We start from the raw sequence: 15,741 nt of genomic DNA on the forward strand, positions 1-15,741 counted from the left end.
CGCCAAGGCGATCGGCGGAGGCGGCGAGAAGTACGTCGCCCGCCACCGCGAGCGCGGCAAGCTCCTCGCCCGCGAGCGGATCGAGCTCCTCCTCGACCCCGACACGCCCTTCCTCGAACTCTCCCCGCTCGCCGCCTGGGGCAGCGACTACGCCGTCGGCGCCGCCCTCGTCACCGGCATCGGCGTCATCGAGGGCGTCGAGTGCCTCATCACCGCCAACGACCCGACCGTGCGCGGCGGCGCCAGCAACCCCTGGACCCTGCGCAAGGCCCTGCGCGCCAACGAGATCGCCTACGCCAACCGGCTCCCCGTCGTCAGCCTCGTCGAGTCCGGCGGCGCCGATCTCCCCAGCCAGAAGGAGATCTTCATCCCCGGCGGGGCCCTCTTCAAGGACCTCACCCGGCTGTCCGCCGCCGGCATCCCCACCGTCGCCGTCGTCTTCGGCAACTCCACCGCCGGCGGCGCGTACGTACCCGGCATGTCCGACCACGTGATCATGGTCAAGGAGCGGGCGAAGGTCTTCCTCGGCGGTCCTCCGCTGGTCAAGATGGCCACCGGCGAGGAGAGCGACGACGAGGCGCTCGGGGGCGCCGACATGCACGCCCGTACCTCCGGGCTCGCCGACCACTTCGCCCTCGACGAACCCGATGCCGTTCGCCTTGCCAGGCGGGTTGTCGCCCGGTTCAACTGGCGTAAGGCGCAGGGCGATCCGGGGGCGTCGGTTGAGCCGCCTCGATACTCGGAGGACGAGCTCCTCGGCATCGTCCCCGGTGATCTGCGCGTTCCCTTCGATCCGCGCGAGGTGATCGCCCGGATCGTCGACGGGTCCGACTTCGACGAGTTCAAGCCGCTGTACGGGCCCAGCCTCGCCACCGGGTGGGCCGCGCTTCACGGCTATCCCGTCGGCATCCTCGCCAACGCCCAGGGCGTCCTCTTCAGCCAGGAGTCCCAGAAGGCCGCCCAGTTCATCCAGCTCGCCAACCAGCGCGACATCCCGCTGATCTTCCTGCACAACACCACCGGTTACATGGTCGGGCGCGAGTACGAGCAGGGCGGCATCATCAAGCACGGCGCGATGATGATCAACGCGGTCTCCAACTCCAAGGTGCCGCACCTGAGCGTCCTCATGGGCGCCTCCTACGGGGCCGGGCACTACGGCATGTGCGGGCGTGCCTACGATCCGCGCTTCCTCTTCGCCTGGCCCAGCGCCAAGTCGGCCGTCATGGGACCGCAGCAGCTCGCCGGGGTGCTGTCGATCGTCGCCCGCGCCTCCGCCGCCGCCAAGGGGCAGCCGTACGACGACGAAGCCGATGCCGGGCTGCGGGCCATGGTGGAGCAGCAGATCGAGTCCGAGTCGCTGCCGATGTTCCTCTCCGGGCGGCTGTACGACGACGGGGTCATCGATCCGCGCGACACGCGCACCGTGCTCGGGATGTGTCTGTCCGCCGTTCATACCGCGCCTGTGGAGGGGGCTCGGGGTGGGTTCGGCGTCTTCCGGATGTGAACGGACGTGAGGGTCGTGAGGGGGCGTGAGCGGACGTGAGGGTCGTGAGGGATTGTGAGGCGTCAGTGATCTCTGTGCTTCTTGTCGCCAACCGTGGCGAAATTGCCTGTCGTATCTTTCGTACCTGCCGTGAGATGGGGATTTCCACTGTCGCTGTGCACTCCGACGCCGATGCCGACGCTTTGCACGTACGAGCCGCCGATGCCGCCGTGCGGTTGCCGGGGGACGCGCCCGCCGATACGTACCTGCGCGGCGACCTCATCGTGAAGGCTGCGCTGGCCGCCGGGGCCGATGCCGTGCATCCCGGGTACGGGTTTCTCTCCGAGAACGCCGGGTTCGCGCGGGCGGTGGCCGATGCCGGGCTGGTGTGGGTCGGGCCGCCGCCTGCGGCGATGTCGGCCATGGCCTCCAAGACCCGGGCCAAGGACATCATGCGGTCGGCCGGGGTGCCGCTGCTTGAACCGCTCTTGCCGGGGGCGGTCACCGAGCGGGATCTGCCGGTGCTGGTCAAGGCCGCTTCGGGTGGGGGCGGGCGGGGGATGCGGGTTGTTCGTGAGCTCTCCGCTCTGGACGGTGAGTTGGTTTCCGCTCGCGCTGAGGCTGCTGGTGCGTTCGGGGACGGTGAGGTTTTTCTTGAGCCTTACGTCGAGGGCGGGCGTCACGTCGAGGTGCAGGTCCTGGCCGACGCGCACGGGGGTGTCTGGGCGCTCGGTACGCGCGACTGCTCGCTTCAGCGGCGGCACCAGAAGGTCATCGAGGAGGCCCCTGCGCCGGGGCTGGCGCCCGAGCTGCGGGAGGCGCTGCACGGGGCGGCGGTGGAGGCCGCGCGGGCGATCGGGTACGAGGGTGCGGGCACGGTGGAGTTCCTCGTCTCCGGGGACGGGCGCGCGTACTTCCTGGAGATGAACACCCGGCTCCAGGTGGAGCATCCGGTGACGGAGTGCGTGTACGGGCTGGACCTGGTGGCCTGGCAGCTGCGGGTGGCGGAGGGCTCGCCGTTGCCGGATGGGCTGCCGCCGGCTCCGGTGGGGCATGCGGTGGAGGCCCGGTTGTACGCGGAGGATCCGGGGCGGGGGTGGACGCCGCAGACCGGTGTGTTGCATCGGCTCTCCGTGGGTGGGGTCGGCGGTGTCGGCGGTGCGGGGGAGCGGAGCGTCGGGGTGCGGCGCCGGGCTCTCCGGGGCGGGGGTCCGGGACCGTATATTTACGGGCCGCTCACCCGGCATTTCGAAGGAACCCAGCACTCCGGCCCACACATACACGGCAGCGTCCCGGACCCCCGCCCCTGCGAACCCGTCACCTCCCGCTCGTACCCGGCCGACGGCCCCAGTGGGCTCCGCATCGACGCGGGCGTCGCGGACGGCGATGTCATCGGCGTCCATTACGACCCCATGCTCGCGAAGGTGATTGCTTGGGCTCCCAGCAGGGGGGAGGCCGTGCGGCTGCTGGCGGATGGGCTTGAGCGGGCCCTTGTGCATGGGCCCGTGACGAATCGTGCCTTGTTGGTTCGGTCGCTTCGGCATCCCGACTTTGTCGATGGCCGGTTGGATACCGGGTTTTACGAGCGGAATCTGGCGGGGCTTCTTCCGGAGGGCGGTTCTTCGGAATCGGTTCGGGTTTCCGCTCTTGCTGCCGCTCTTGCCGACTCCTGCGGGCGGTCCCGGTTCGGCGGGTGGCGGAACGTGCCCTCCGCCCCGCAGGTCAAGTCCTATCGGACGGAGCCCGGGGGTGAGGAGTGCGAGATTCGCTATCGGGTGGGCAGGGATGGGCTGTCCGCTGAGGGGTTTCCGGGGGTGCGGTTGGTCTCCATCGATCAGGGTGGGGTTGTTCTTGAAATGGGGGGTGTGCAGCGGGAGTTCGCTGTTTTCTTTTATGGTGAGCGGGTCTATGTGGATTCGTCTGTTGGGGCTTGTGCTTTTACCGTTCTGCCGCGTTTTCCCGACCCCGCCGCCCGCACCGAACCCGGATCTCTGCTCGCCCCCATGCCCGGCACCGTCATCCGCCTCGCCGACGGGCTCGCCGTCGGCGACCGGGTGGCCGCCGGTCAGCCGTTGCTGTGGCTTGAGGCCATGAAGATGGAGCATCGGGTGGTCGCCCCGGCGGACGGGGTTCTCGCCGCCCTTCACGTCGCGCCGGGCCGACAGGTCGAGCTGGGCGCGTTGCTCGCCGTCGTCGCCGAGCCTTCCGCAAAAGCCGAAACCTGAGGTCGCGCCTCAGGAACCGATTCGTTCTCGTCAGGAGTCTTTCGTGATCGAAACCTCGGAACAACGTGACCTCCGCGCGGCCGTCGCCGCGCTCGGCAAGCGCTACGGCCGTGACTATTTCGTCGGGGTCGTGCGCAGCGGCAAGCACAGTGACGAGCTGTGGGCCGAGGCCGGGAAGCTCGGCTATCTTGGCGTGAATCTTCCGGAGGCTTATGGGGGAGGGGGCGGGGGAATTGCTGAGCTGGCGATTGTGCTGGAGGAATTGGGCGCTGCTGGGTGCCCATTGCTCATGATGATCGTCTCGCCTGCTATTTGCGCCACCGTCATCGCCCGTTTCGGCACCGAGGAGCAGAAGCGGCACTGGCTGCCGGGGCTCGCCGACGGTTCCAGGAAGATGGCGTTCGGCATCACCGAGCCCGACGCCGGGTCCAACTCGCACCGGATCACCACCACCGCCCGGCGGGACGGCGACGGCTGGGTGCTGAACGGGCGCAAGGTCTTCGTCTCCGGTGTCGACATCGCGGAGGCCACTCTGATCGTGGGGCGGACGGAGGACGCCCGTACGGGGAAACTCAAGCCCTGTCTGTTCATCGTTCCGCGCGATGCGGTGGGGTTTGGCCGGAACCAGATTGATATGGAGCTCGCTGCGCCGGAAAAGCAGTTCGAGTTGGTTCTCGATGATGTGCGACTGCCTGCCGACGCGCTTGTCGGCGACGAGGACGCCGGGCTGCTTCAGTTGTTCGCGGGGCTCAACCCCGAGCGCATCATGACTGCCGCCTTCGCGCTCGGCATGGGGCGGTACGCGCTGGACAGGGCCGTCGACTACGCCCGTACGCGTACGGTCTGGAAGGAGCCGATCGGGGCCCATCAGGCCATCGCCCACCCCCTCGCGCAGGCCCACATCGAGATCGAGTTGGCCCGGCTGATGATGCAGAAGGGCGCCGCGCTCTACGACATGGGCGACGACGCCGGCGCGGGCGAGGCCGCGAACATGGCGAAGTACGCGGCCGGGGAAGCCGCCGTCAAAGCCGTCGACCAGGCCGTCCACACTCTTGGCGGCAACGGCCTGACCAGGGAATACGGGCTCGCCTCCCTGATCACGGCGGCTCGGGTCGCCCGGATCGCGCCGGTCAGCCGGGAGATGATCCTCAACTATGTCTCCCATCAGTCGCTGGGGCTGCCCAAGTCCTACTGAGTCGCCCGCCGGGCCTGAGATGTGCCACGTCGTACTGAATCCAGCGCCAGGAGATCCGCCATGGAGTTCCGCAGCGAGTACGCCGACGTTCCTCTCGTCGATCTGCCCATTCATGAGGCTGTCTTAGGGCGCGCCGCCGAGTTCGGCGATCGGGCCGCTCTGATCGACGGACTCGACGGGCGCACCATCAGTTACTTCGAACTCGCCTTTGCTGTGGGGAGGTTGGCTGCCGAATTTGCCGAGGGAGGGGTGCGTAAGGGTGATGTGCTTGCTCTGATCAGTCCCAACACCATCGCCTTTCCCGTCGTCTTCTACGCCGCCACGCGCGCTGGGGCGACCGTCACCACTGTTCATCCGCTCTCCACGGCCGATGAGTTGGCCAAGCAGCTCGGGGACTGCGGCGCGCGGTGGGTCGTCACCGTCTCGCCGCTGCTCGACCAGGTGCGCAAGGCCGCTGAGGCGGTGGGCTGTATCAGGGAGATCGTCGTCTGCGATCGGGCCGAGGGGTGTCGCTCGGTTCAGGACATGATGGGTTTCGATGGGCCGGCGCCGGATGTCTCCATTGATCCCGCTCGGGACCTGGCCGCCCTTCCGTATTCCTCGGGCACGACTGGTGTTCCTAAGGGCGTCATGCTCACGCACCGTTCCATCGCCACCAATCTTGCGCAATTGGATGAGCTGGTCCCGTCCCGGCCCGGTCAAGTCGTGCTGGCAGTACTGCCGTTCTTCCATATTTATGGTCTGACGGCTCTCATGAATGCCCCGCTGCGGCGGGGCGCCACGGTCGTCGTGCTGCCGCGCTTCGACGTCGGGCAGTTTCTGTCGGCCATCGAGAAGTACCGGGTCAATGGGGTGTACGTGGCACCGCCCATCGTGCTCGCGCTGGCCAAGCATCCGGCGGCCACCGGGTACGACCTGTCGTCGCTGGAGTTCGTCGTCAGCGCGGCGGCGCCGCTGGACGCCGGGCTCGCGGCGGCGTGCGCGCGGCGGCTCGGGCTGCCGCCGATCATGCAGGGCTACGGGATGACGGAGCTGTCCCCGTGTGCCACCATCTGGCCGCTGTCCGCCGTGTACGACGCGCCGCCCGGCTCCGTGGGACGGCTGGTGGCCGGTACCGAGCTGCGGATCGTCTCCCTGGACGGGGACGGCAGGGACCTCGGCGCGGGGGAGGAGGGGGAGATCGTGCTGCGCGGGCCGCAGGTGATGAAGGGGTACTTGGGGCGGCCCGAGGAGACGGCTGCGATGATCGACTCGGCCGGCTGGCTCCGTACGGGGGACGTCGGGAGCGTGGATGACCAGGGGTGGCTGTATGTCGTGGACCGGGTGAAGGAACTGATCAAGTACAAGGGCTACCAGGTCGCCCCCGCCGAACTCGAAGCCGTGCTGCTGGCGCACGAGGCGATAGCCGACGCGGCGGTCATCGGGGTGGTGGATGGGGATGGCCAGGAGATTCCGAAGGCGTACGTGGTGCGGCGGGCGGGCTCGGGGGCCGGGGTACTGAGCGGGGCGCTGAGCGAGGGCGACGTGATGGAGTACGTGGCCGGGCGCGTCGCCCCGTACAAGAAGGTCCGACGCGTGGAGTTCGTCGAGAGCGTGCCGCGAGCCGCATCCGGCAAACTGCTGCGGCGCGAACTCCGGCAGAGGGAACGGGAGATGGAGGGACGGGCGGGATGACGGAGCAGACTGATGGACGGGCGGGTGAGCATGCCGGTGAACCGTTGGTGCGGCGCTCGTACGCCGACGGGATCACCGCCCTGACGCTCGACTCGCCGCACAACCGCAACGCGCTCTCGCGGCGGCTGGTACGGGAGTTGTACGAGGGGCTGGCGTCGGCTGCGGAGGATGGCGCCACGCGCGCCGTCGTCCTCACGCACACCGGTACTACTTTTTGCGCGGGCGCCGATCTGAGCGAGGCCGCCTCGGATCGGAGCGGGGTCGGCTCGGAGCCGTCCGCCGCCGGGCCGGAGGGCTTGGCCCGGCTGCTGCGTACGGTCGTGGAACTGCCCAAACCCGTCATCGCCCGCGTCACCGGCCACGTACGGGCCGGGGGACTCGGACTCCTCGGCGCCTGCGACATCGCGGTGGCGGGACCGGGTTCGAGCTTCGCGTTCACCGAGGCGAGGCTCGGGCTCGCGCCCGCCGTGATCTCGATGCCGCTGCTGCCGCGCCTCGACGCGCGCGCCGCGGCCCGGTACTACCTGACCGGCGAGCGGTTCGACGCGGCAGAGGCGGCCCGGATCGGCCTGGTGACGATCGCGGTAAACGGTTCGGACGGTTTGGACGGCTCGGGCGGCTCGGGTAGTTCGGACGGTTCGGTCGACGATGCCTTGGAACCCGTGCTGGACGGGCTGCGCCGGGGCTCGCCGCAGGGGCTTGCCGCGGCGAAACGGCTGGTCACGGCGGAGGTGCTACGGGTCTTCGACCGTGACACGGAGGCGCTGGCGAAGGAGTCGGCGCGGCTGTTCGGATCGCCGGAGGCCCGCGAGGGCATGACGGCCTTTCTGGAGAGGCGGGACCCGGCATGGGCATCGTGACCGTACCCAAACAGGACCGCAGCCGCGTCACCCGGCAGCGGCTGCTGGAGGCCGCGATCTCCTGTCTGGCCGAGTACGGCTGGGCCGGCTCGACGGTGTCGGTCGTGGCGGAACGGGCTGGTGTGTCGCGCGGGGCGGCGCAGCACCACTTCCCCACGCGGGAGGACCTGTTCACGGCGGCCGTCGAGTACGTGGCCGAGGTCCGCTCCCAGGCCATGCGCACCCTCGCGATGCGCGCCCAGCACGGCTCCCGGCCCAGCCCGGTACGGACCCGGGCCGTGGTCCGCGCCCTGGTCGACCTCTACACCGGCCCCCTCTTCCGAGCCGCCCTCCAACTGTGGGTCGCCGCCTCCAACGAGGCCGAACTCTGCCCGCGCGTCGTGGACTTGGAGGCCCGCGTCGGCCGCGAGACCCACCGCATCGCCGTGGAGCTTCTGGGTGCCGACGAGCGCGTACCGGGCATCCGCGAAACCGTGCAGGGCCTGTTGGACATGGCCCGGGGCCTGGGGCTCGCGAACCTCCTGACGGATGACACCGCGCGGCGCGACCGGGTGGTGGAGCAGTGGGCGCACATCGTGGATTGCGTGCTCAAGAGCCGGCGGTGACGGGCGGGCGCGTGCTGTAGCGCGCGCGGAGAAGCGGCGGCCGAAGGCCCCCCGGCCTTGAAGGAATGGCTGGGGGCCTTCGGCTTGGTGTTTCCGCATGCGTCATGCGTGTGTCGCGCGATGGAAATCAGCCATATGCCAGATGCATGATTGATGTGGGCATGACTGGCGGATAAGGTCAGTTTTCCATGAGATCGCAGTTATTGGCCCTGAGAATGTTCGTCGTCACGGCGATGGTGTTGGTGGCGGCGGCTTTTGGGCTTGCCCCCGCCGCATCCGCCGCGCCGCACCCGGATGTCAAGCTCGCCCACCGCCCGATCGTCTTCGTGCACGGCTGGCACTCCGGCCCCGGCACGTGGAATCACATGGTCGACAAGACCAGGGAGTACGGCTACACCTCGGATGAGCTGTACAGGTTCGACTACAGTTCCTTCTCCCAGGTGGGGAACGGCTCCACGCCGATCAGAGCCCTCGCCGACAAGCTCGGCGCCTTCATCGAAAAAGAAGACCTGCTGAACAAGTCGCCCGACGGGCAGATCGACATCGTCGCCCACTCGATGGGCGGGCTGGTCTCCCGCGCCTACCTGAAGCAGAACGAGGGCAGCAAGACCACGGCGCATCTGGTCACCCTCGCGACCCCCAACCACGGCACCATACTCTCGTACTTCTGCATTCCCGGAATTCCTCAATGCGACGAGCAGGCAAGGGAGATGGACGCCGGCTCGGGATTCCTCACGTGGCTGAACGGCGGCACGGAAACTCCGGGGAGCACCCATTACGCGACGTTCCGGTCGAACGTCGGCGACGAACCGATGGTGCCGCCCACCACCTACTGGTGTGACACGACGGTCGTCGGCGTGGACGAGGACGGCGAGAAGTCGCTCAAGCACTCCGGCCGTACCAGCATCCTCAAGGGCGCGGCCAACTTCGTCTCTCCCTGCGTCGGGCACGATCAGATCGCCAATGACGACTGGACCATCGACAAGGCGCTCCACCTGATCGCGGATTCCGATGGTGCCCATACGCCAAAGGCCGCGCAGGTTCGCTGCGGGGAACTGGGCGAGCACTGGGGCAAGGGCTCATGGCCCAGGCCGGGCGGGTGGGTCAGCGCCCATGCCCAGTCCTGCGTGGTCGCGACCGGAGCCCCGCACGCGGCTACCAAGTCCGTTCACACCGAACTTCAGATCCGTGGTTGTGGCTACTGGTTCGGGTATGCCTCGATTTGGTGGTACACGGGCGCAGGAAATATCAACTGTGATGTCCACGCCGACGGCATCCTCTGGCGCGACGGCTACTGGGGCGCGCACGACAAGCCGTCCAGCAGCGTCTATGAACGTTGGATGCAGGTGCGCACAAAAGATGTCCCGGCCGCCAAGGGCGCACAGGTGGAAGGCTCGTGGAAGTTCGACGTCCACGCCTATCACGACAGTGAGTGGGACGTGAAGGCGGCCAAGGCCGACAGCGGATCCCTCATCATCAAGTAGCTTGCTCTGCCCAATCGGCCGGTCGCGCTCAATTTCCGCGCTGCCGGCCCGCACCACGCACTATGAACGCCATTTCTCGGAAGGAGCCACACCCGTGGCCACCGCAATACCCCGCCGTACGAAACTGACGGCGCTCGCCCTCACCCTGCTCGCCGGTGCGATCGGTGCGAGCACCGCCCCGCAGGCCGGTGCGGCCCCGAAGGCACAGCAGCGACCCACCTGGGCCATCGCGCACCGAGTACTCACCACCGGTGGGGTCACCAAAGCCCTTGAGCACGGCGCGAATGCCGTCGAGATCGACGCGACCGCGTGGAAACAGGGCTGGTGGGCGGATCACGATGGGACGGCCACCAGTTACGGTGACACGATCTCGGACATGTTCGACCAACTCGCCAAGGAACGCGACGCGGGGAAGAACATCGGGTTCGTCTGGCTGGACATCAAGAACCCGAACTACTGCAAGAGCAGCGACACGAAATGGCGGCACTGCTCCGTGGCCGCTCTGCGGGACCTCGCGCGCAACAAGCTGGAGAGCCACGGCATTCGGGTCCTGTACGGCTTCTACGGGAATGGGGACCCGGGCGAGACCGGCTGGCGTGACGTCAGCAGCGGGCTCACCGCCAAGGAGGCGGTGGGTTACAGCGGTGACTACTCCTTCGTCTCCAAGGCATTCGAGCAGCACGGCGCCGACATTCCCCGGAATCAGCGCGTCATGGACAAGGGCACCTTCATGCTCGGCCGGACGTTCCCCACCGCCCCCTTCCCCGATATCCAGAAGCAGTTGCGGATGGGGTCGCAGGCCAGGGATCGGGGCGAGTTCGCTCGTACGCTCAGCTGGACCGTCCGCAGTGGCGACGGCGAGTACGTCAACGGCCTGCTGGACCACTCCGCGCCGGGCTCGGACGCCGACGGTCTGATCTATGGCCACATGGCCTCCTGCTACCCCGACGGGGTCGGCGGGCGGAGCGGCTGCGGCAGCGACTACGGCGACGTCAAGCAGTCCATCGCGCACATCAAGGACTACGTCGCGAAGCACTCGGACACCCGGCGTATGGCGACGACCGAGGACATCGTCTTCGGCAGCTGACGCGCCGACGGACCCTATGCGGTGGAGGGAGGGCAGCGGCGGTCACCCCGTCGCGGCCCGCCCTCCGCCCGCCCTCCGTCGCTCTGTAGTAAGGGTCACCTTTCTTCGATGTTCAGATGTCTGACATTTGTCTGTACGCTGCTGCCATGAATCGCATCAGCACGCCGCGGCGGGCCGCCAGCCTCTCCGCCCAGCTCGTGGACAGCCTCCGCTCGCACATCGAGTCGGGCGGCTGGCCGGTCGGCACCCGCATCCCGCCGGAACAGGTCCTCATCGAGGAACTGGGGGTCGGCCGCAGCACGCTGCGCGAGGCGCTCGGCGCACTCGTGCACCTGGGGCTGCTGGAGGCTCGTAAGGGCGACGGCACGTACGTACGCGCGTCGAGCGAGTTGCAGTCCGTCATGGTGCGGCGGGCGAGCTCCGCGCAGCGGGACAACGTGCTGGAGCTGCGGACCGTCCTTGAGGAGTACGCGTCCGGGGCCGCCGCGCTGCGCCGCAGCGAGGTCCAGCTCGACCAGCTGAAGGAACTGCTGGCCGACGCCGACGCGGCCTGTGCCGGTGAGGACATGGCGGCGGCCGGGAACGTCGACGCGCTGTTCCACCGGGCCGTCGTCCGGGCGAGCGGGAACGACCTGCTGATCGAGGTGTACGACTACCTGGGCACCGCTCTCACCTCCGCCCTGGGCGGCCTGCCCTGGGAATCCACCGGGGCCGAGGAGCACGCCCGGCTGCACCGGCGGCTCGTCGACGCGATCGAGGCCCGCGACGAGCACGAGGCCCGCGCCGCGGCGACCGCGATCGTCCGCCTCACCCACGACCAAGAGGCTGAGGTCGAGGCCGAGGCCCCGAGCGGGACGGAGGGAGAGTGAACGTGAGTACGCAGCCGACCTCCATATCCCAGCAGCGGAGCGCGGGCTCCGAGGCGCCCGCCGCCGACCACACCCGTAAGGCCGTGTCGATCGGGCTCGTCGTCGCGATCTGCCTGGTGGCGGCGAACCTGCGCGTCAGCCTCACCGGCGTCGGCACGCTGCTGCCGGCGATCGAGCACGGCAGCGGCCTGACGTCGAGCTGGGGCGGGCTGCTGAGCACCCTCCCGCTGCTGACGTTCGCCGCGACGTCGCCCCTGGTGGCGCGGGCCTCGCACCGGTTCGGCACCGCGCGGCTGCTGGTGGCGGCCCTCGCCGTACTGGCCGCGGGCACCGTGATCCGGTCGCTTCCGTCGGTGTTCTGCCTGTTCGCCGGGACCGTGATCCTCTCGGCGGCCATCGCTTTCGGCAACGTACTGCTGCCCGCCCTGATCCGTCGGAGCGTGCCCGCGCACCGCATCCGGGGCATCAGCGCCCTGTACGTCACCGTCATGGGCGTCACGGCCGCCGTCTCCTCCGGGATCTCCGCGCCGCTCGCCAACGCCCTGCCGGGTTCCTGGCACACCGCACTCGGCTGGGGCATCGCCTTCACCGTCGCGGCGTTCCTCGCCTGGCTGCCCCGGATGCGCGGCGACAAGCCCCAGGCGTCCACCGGCGGGACCACCCACGTCCCGGCTCCCTGGCGGTCGCGGCTGGCGTGGCAGGTCAGCCTGTACATGGGCCTCCAGTCGCTGGCCTTCTACACCGCCGTCGCGTGGCTGCCCAGCATCCTGATCAGCCACGGCACGAGCAGCACCACGGCCGGCTGGACGCTCTTCTACTACCAGGTGATCTCCCTCGCGGCCGGCAGCCTCCTGCCCCTGCTCACCAAGGGCCGCCATGACCAGCGGTGGACCGCGGCCGGGGCCTCGGTCCTCGTGGCCGCCGGTTTCGCCGTGCTGGTGGCCGCACCCGGGCTCGCCGTGGTCGCTTGCACCCTGCTCGGGCTCGGCGCCGGCCCGTGCCTCGTCCTCGCGCTGAGCTTCCAGAGCGAACGCGCGGGCAGCGCCGGCGAAGCCGCCGCCCTGGCGGGCATGGCGCAGTCCATCGGCTACCTCGTGGCGGCGGCCGGCCCCCTCCTGCTCGGCATCCTGCACGACGCCACGAGCGCATGGACCGTACCGCTCGTGCTGCTGGTCGTCCTCGGCATCGTCATGGCGATCGCCGGACACGGCGCGGGACAGGACCGACACGTGGGGCATTCCGCCCGCCAGTAGCTGTCAGCAGGCCGAGGGCCCAAGGCCGAGGGCTCAAGGCCCAAAGCCCCGGAGGAGAGCACCCATGCCCGGCTCGCAGCCCTCGACCGACGAGAGCACCGCACGCGCCGATCGGCTCAGCGCCCATCTGTACGCGACAGACGCGCAGTTCCGCGCCGCCGCACCCCTGGAATCCGTCAGCGAGGCCATGCGGCGGCCGGGGCTGCCGCTCGCCGAACTCGTCGCCACGGTGATGGAGGGGTACGCGGACCGGCCCGCCCTGGGCGAGCGCGCCACGGAGCCGGTCACCGACCCGGACACGGGCCGCACCACGTACCGTCTGCTGCCGCGGCGGCCTCCGAATGGCAGCACCACCCCGGCCACAACCCCGGCCACAACCCCGGCCACAACCCCGGCCACAACCCCGGCCACAACCTGGACCCGGGCGACTTCGTCGCGGTGCTGGGCGCCGCGAGCGCCGAGTACGCCGTGGTGGATCTGGCGTGCGTCCGCGCGGGCGCGGTGGGCGTACCGCTCCAGGCCGGGGCCCCGGCGGCGCGGCTGGCGCCCATCGTCGCGCAGACCGCGCCGCGGCTCCTCGCGGTGGACATGGCACACCTGGACGCAGCGCTCCGGCTCGCGGCGGACGCCCCGTCGCTGGGCAGGATCGTCGTCCTCGGCCACCACCCCGAGGCCACCGTCCACCAGGTGATGCTGGACGCCGCGCGCGACCGCCTCGCCGCGCAGGGCCGGGGCGTCGCCCTGTCCACGCTGGCCTCGGTCGTCGAACGGGGGCGCACTCGGGGGCTCGACGGCCGACATGCTCAGCGCGCTGATCTACACCTCGGGGGGCCTGCTACCCGTCCTTCCTATGGCCCGGCCACCATCTCGGCGATGCCGACGCAATGACGCGTCGCGCGCCGGGGCGCCGGGGCGTCGAGGGTCAGCCGTTCGCTGCGGGTACGCCGGTAGCGCCGGTGCCCGGTGGCATCGGCGTGCTGCCGCAACCACGCCGAGATCGCGTCCGCGGTGCCGTGCTCCCCGGACTGCGCGCCGCACGTGGCGTCGTCGCCGACGTGCGCAAGGCAGACGACGCTGTACGCGGGCCGAGCCACGAGAACTTCGTTGCGGCCACCCTTGTCGCCGAGCCGGATGGCGGTATCCGGCTTGCCCTGCCCAGCGCGGTGCTCCGCGCACTGACACGGCGGAAAAGCGATACCGCCGCCGCGCGGCGGCCCCGCCCGCCTGCCCTCCTTGCGCAGGAGCAGCACCCCGTCCGTGCCCTGCTCGCCCATCATCCGCGCCAGTTCCGCCCGAGCCACACTCTTCATCCGCCCAACCGCCTCAGTCCGTGCCGCACCCTGTCCGCCAACTCCTTCGTGGGCTCCGCGTAGGTGCGGGGCACCCAGTCCGGTGCCAAGCGCCAGAAGCCGCCGGCCTGGATCAGCTTGTACAGCGCTGCAAGGTCGTCCCCCGGGGGCGAGGGCTCGGGGGCTGGCGAGACCATGGTGCGGCGGCTCGGAGGGAGGTCCGTCACGGACATCACCGCTCCTCTCTGTAGTCGTTCAACTACCGGATTTGCTCAGCGTGCTCTACATTCGGAGGGTCATCAACTTGCGGTATCTGATTGGAGAGTTGGTCGATACCTGTTGAATCGAAAAGAGCTGGACCCTGAAGAATCAGCGCGAGCGGCCTACGGCGCGCGTCTGCGCAGACTGCGTGAGGAACGCGGTTGGACCCAGGACGAGCTGGCCGTGAAGATGGGGTGCTCCGGGTCGCACATCTCGGCCGTGGAAACTGGTCGTCGTTCGCCAACTCGACGCCTTTCGGCAAGCGCTGACAGGGCGCTCGGCACGGGTGATCTTTTCGAACGCCAGGGCCGTGCCGTCTGGAGCCCCGCGATACTTGAGGGCTTCACCGAGTTCGTTGCCCAGGAGGTGAAAGCGGCGGAGATCCGGATTTTTGAGCTGGGCATCATCACGGGGTTGCTCCAGACACCGGAATACGCCGCAGCCATCACCACGGGTGCCGTGCGGCGCGGCGCGATCACTGAGCAACAGGCCGAAGAGCGGCTGTCGCTACTCGCAAGGCGACAGGCGTCCCTGGAGCGGACGCCTCCACCTCTGGTGCATGTGATTCTCGATGAGAGCTGCATTCGGCGACCGGTCGGCGGCACCGAGGTCATGCGGGCGCAACTGGAGCGCATTGTCGCGTTCGCCGAACTGCCCTCAACGGTCGTTCAAGTGGCCCCATATGATCTCGGTGAACGACGTGCGTTTGACCTACCGGTGACGCTTCTGACCCTTGCCGATAGGTCCCATATCTCCTACGGCGAGTCGGCTCACCAAGGGCAGTTGGAGCGTGATGCAAGGTTCATGCAACCCCTGTTCACGGCCTACCATCAGCTACAGGCCGAAGCGCTGTCCCAGGCGGCGACCGTGACCATGATTAACCAGCTACGAAAGGGCAGCTTGTGACGACCAATTCCCCGCGTTGGGTCAAGTCCTCGTACAGCAGCAACGGCGGTCAGTGCGTCGAGTGGGCACCGACCGCTGCGGCGGCGTATGGCGTCGTACCCGTTCGTGACAGCAAGTATCCGTCCGGCCCGGCGTTGGAGATCGGCACCGCGGCATGGAGCGATTTCGTCGCGTTCGTCAGGACCACGGATATCTGAGATCGGCAGCACGATGAGCCCCCGCTGAACGGCAGGGGCTCATTGCGACTTTCGCGCCCTACCATCGGCTGTAGGCCGTGGCGCTGTCCGAATCGATGATTCGGGGCCATGGTTGGCCAGCTACGAAAGGGGCACTTGTGACGACCAAATCCCCCCGTTGGGCCAAGTCGACCTACAGCGGCCCCGAGGGCGGTAACTGTGTCGAGTGGGCCCCAATCGAAGCGACAGCGCGCGGCGTGGTCGCCGTTCGTGACAGCAAGAATTCGAGCGGCCCGGCGTTGAAGATCAGTACCACGGCTTGGACCGAGTTCGTCGCGTTCGTCAGGGCCACGGGCAAGTAAGCGGGCGGGGGC

The 15,741-nt window shown here is 69.0% G+C and carries 16 protein-coding genes; 14 read left to right on the forward strand and 2 right to left on the reverse strand.

Annotated features, from left to right (window positions below):
* From ACFU99_RS10995 to ACFU99_RS11045, 11 genes are all read left to right on the forward strand, one after another.
* Positions 1–1,504, forward strand: a 1,504-nt coding sequence (locus tag ACFU99_RS10995) for an acyl-CoA carboxylase subunit beta (protein WP_384389003.1), incomplete at its 5' end; no start/stop codon positions are given.
* 65 nt (positions 1,505–1,569) lie between these two features.
* Positions 1,570–3,708 carry a biotin carboxylase N-terminal domain-containing protein gene (locus ACFU99_RS11000; protein ID WP_384389005.1) on the forward strand — a complete coding sequence of 713 codons (2,139 nt, stop codon included), beginning with the start codon at positions 1,570–1,572 and terminating at the stop codon, positions 3,706–3,708.
* Positions 3,709–3,751: 43 nt separating this feature from the next.
* Positions 3,752–4,903: an acyl-CoA dehydrogenase family protein gene (locus ACFU99_RS11005; RefSeq protein WP_384389008.1), complete on the forward strand. Its 1,152-nt coding sequence runs from the start codon at positions 3,752–3,754 to the stop codon at positions 4,901–4,903.
* A gap of 60 nt (positions 4,904–4,963) precedes the next feature.
* Positions 4,964–6,577, forward strand: a complete 1,614-nt coding sequence (locus ACFU99_RS11010) for a 4-coumarate--CoA ligase family protein (protein WP_384389010.1) — start codon at positions 4,964–4,966, stop codon at positions 6,575–6,577.
* Positions 6,574–7,437, forward strand: a complete 864-nt coding sequence (locus tag ACFU99_RS11015) for an enoyl-CoA hydratase family protein (protein ID WP_384389013.1) — start codon at positions 6,574–6,576, stop codon at positions 7,435–7,437. Before ACFU99_RS11010 ends, ACFU99_RS11015 begins: the two co-directional genes overlap by 4 nt.
* Positions 7,425–8,042: a TetR/AcrR family transcriptional regulator gene (locus ACFU99_RS11020; RefSeq protein ID WP_384389016.1), complete on the forward strand. Its 618-nt coding sequence runs from the start codon at positions 7,425–7,427 to the stop codon at positions 8,040–8,042. The genes ACFU99_RS11015 and ACFU99_RS11020 overlap by 13 nt, the downstream gene beginning before the upstream one ends.
* Before the next feature lie 188 nt (positions 8,043–8,230).
* Positions 8,231–9,526 carry an esterase/lipase family protein gene (locus tag ACFU99_RS11025; protein WP_384389018.1) on the forward strand — a complete coding sequence of 432 codons (1,296 nt, stop codon included), beginning with the start codon at positions 8,231–8,233 and terminating at the stop codon, positions 9,524–9,526.
* 94 nt (positions 9,527–9,620) lie between these two features.
* On the forward strand, positions 9,621–10,613 hold the full coding sequence (locus ACFU99_RS11030; protein ID WP_384389021.1) for a phospholipase: 993 nt from the start codon (positions 9,621–9,623) through the stop codon (positions 10,611–10,613).
* Between the two features lie 146 nt (positions 10,614–10,759).
* Positions 10,760–11,482 (forward strand): FadR/GntR family transcriptional regulator, encoded by a 723-nt coding sequence (locus ACFU99_RS11035; RefSeq protein ID WP_384389024.1) that lies wholly within the window; start codon positions 10,760–10,762, stop codon positions 11,480–11,482.
* A 2-nt stretch (positions 11,483–11,484) separates the two neighbouring features.
* A complete protein-coding gene (locus tag ACFU99_RS11040; RefSeq protein ID WP_384389026.1) occupies positions 11,485–12,735 on the forward strand; it encodes a CynX/NimT family MFS transporter in 1,251 nt (416 codons plus the stop codon).
* Between the two features lie 438 nt (positions 12,736–13,173).
* Positions 13,174–13,623, forward strand: a complete 450-nt coding sequence (locus ACFU99_RS11045) for an AMP-binding protein (RefSeq protein ID WP_384389029.1) — start codon at positions 13,174–13,176, stop codon at positions 13,621–13,623.
* Here ACFU99_RS11045 and ACFU99_RS11050 read toward each other — a convergent pair.
* Together ACFU99_RS11050 and ACFU99_RS11055 are read right to left on the reverse strand one after the other, a co-directional pair.
* Positions 13,584–14,045: a hypothetical protein gene (locus ACFU99_RS11050; protein WP_384389031.1), complete on the reverse strand. Its 462-nt coding sequence runs from the start codon at positions 14,043–14,045 to the stop codon at positions 13,584–13,586. The two genes, ACFU99_RS11045 and ACFU99_RS11050, sit on opposite strands and share 40 nt — an antisense overlap.
* Positions 14,042–14,257, reverse strand: coding sequence for a hypothetical protein (locus ACFU99_RS11055; RefSeq protein WP_384389042.1), 216 nt, complete (start codon positions 14,255–14,257; stop codon positions 14,042–14,044). Before ACFU99_RS11055 ends, ACFU99_RS11050 begins: the two co-directional genes overlap by 4 nt.
* 103 nt (positions 14,258–14,360) lie before the next feature.
* Between ACFU99_RS11055 and ACFU99_RS11060 the strand changes: the two genes are divergently transcribed.
* The 3 genes from ACFU99_RS11060 to ACFU99_RS11070 all read left to right on the forward strand — a co-directional run bounded on the left by ACFU99_RS11060 (position 14,361) and on the right by ACFU99_RS11070 (position 15,729).
* The gene (locus tag ACFU99_RS11060) at positions 14,361–15,191 is read left to right on the forward strand and encodes a helix-turn-helix transcriptional regulator (RefSeq protein WP_384389036.1); all 831 of its coding nucleotides are present in this window, start codon (positions 14,361–14,363) and stop codon (positions 15,189–15,191) included.
* Positions 15,188–15,388 (forward strand): DUF397 domain-containing protein, encoded by a 201-nt coding sequence (locus ACFU99_RS11065; RefSeq protein WP_384389034.1) that lies wholly within the window; start codon positions 15,188–15,190, stop codon positions 15,386–15,388. Before ACFU99_RS11060 ends, ACFU99_RS11065 begins: the two co-directional genes overlap by 4 nt.
* Positions 15,389–15,483: 95 nt before the next feature.
* Positions 15,484–15,729: a DUF397 domain-containing protein gene (locus ACFU99_RS11070; protein ID WP_384389039.1), complete on the forward strand. Its 246-nt coding sequence runs from the start codon at positions 15,484–15,486 to the stop codon at positions 15,727–15,729.
* Positions 15,730–15,741: the final 12 nt, after the last annotated feature.

Source organism: Streptomyces sp. NPDC057654 (assembly GCF_042800135.1).
Classification (GTDB): domain Bacteria; phylum Actinomycetota; class Actinomycetes; order Streptomycetales; family Streptomycetaceae; genus Streptomyces.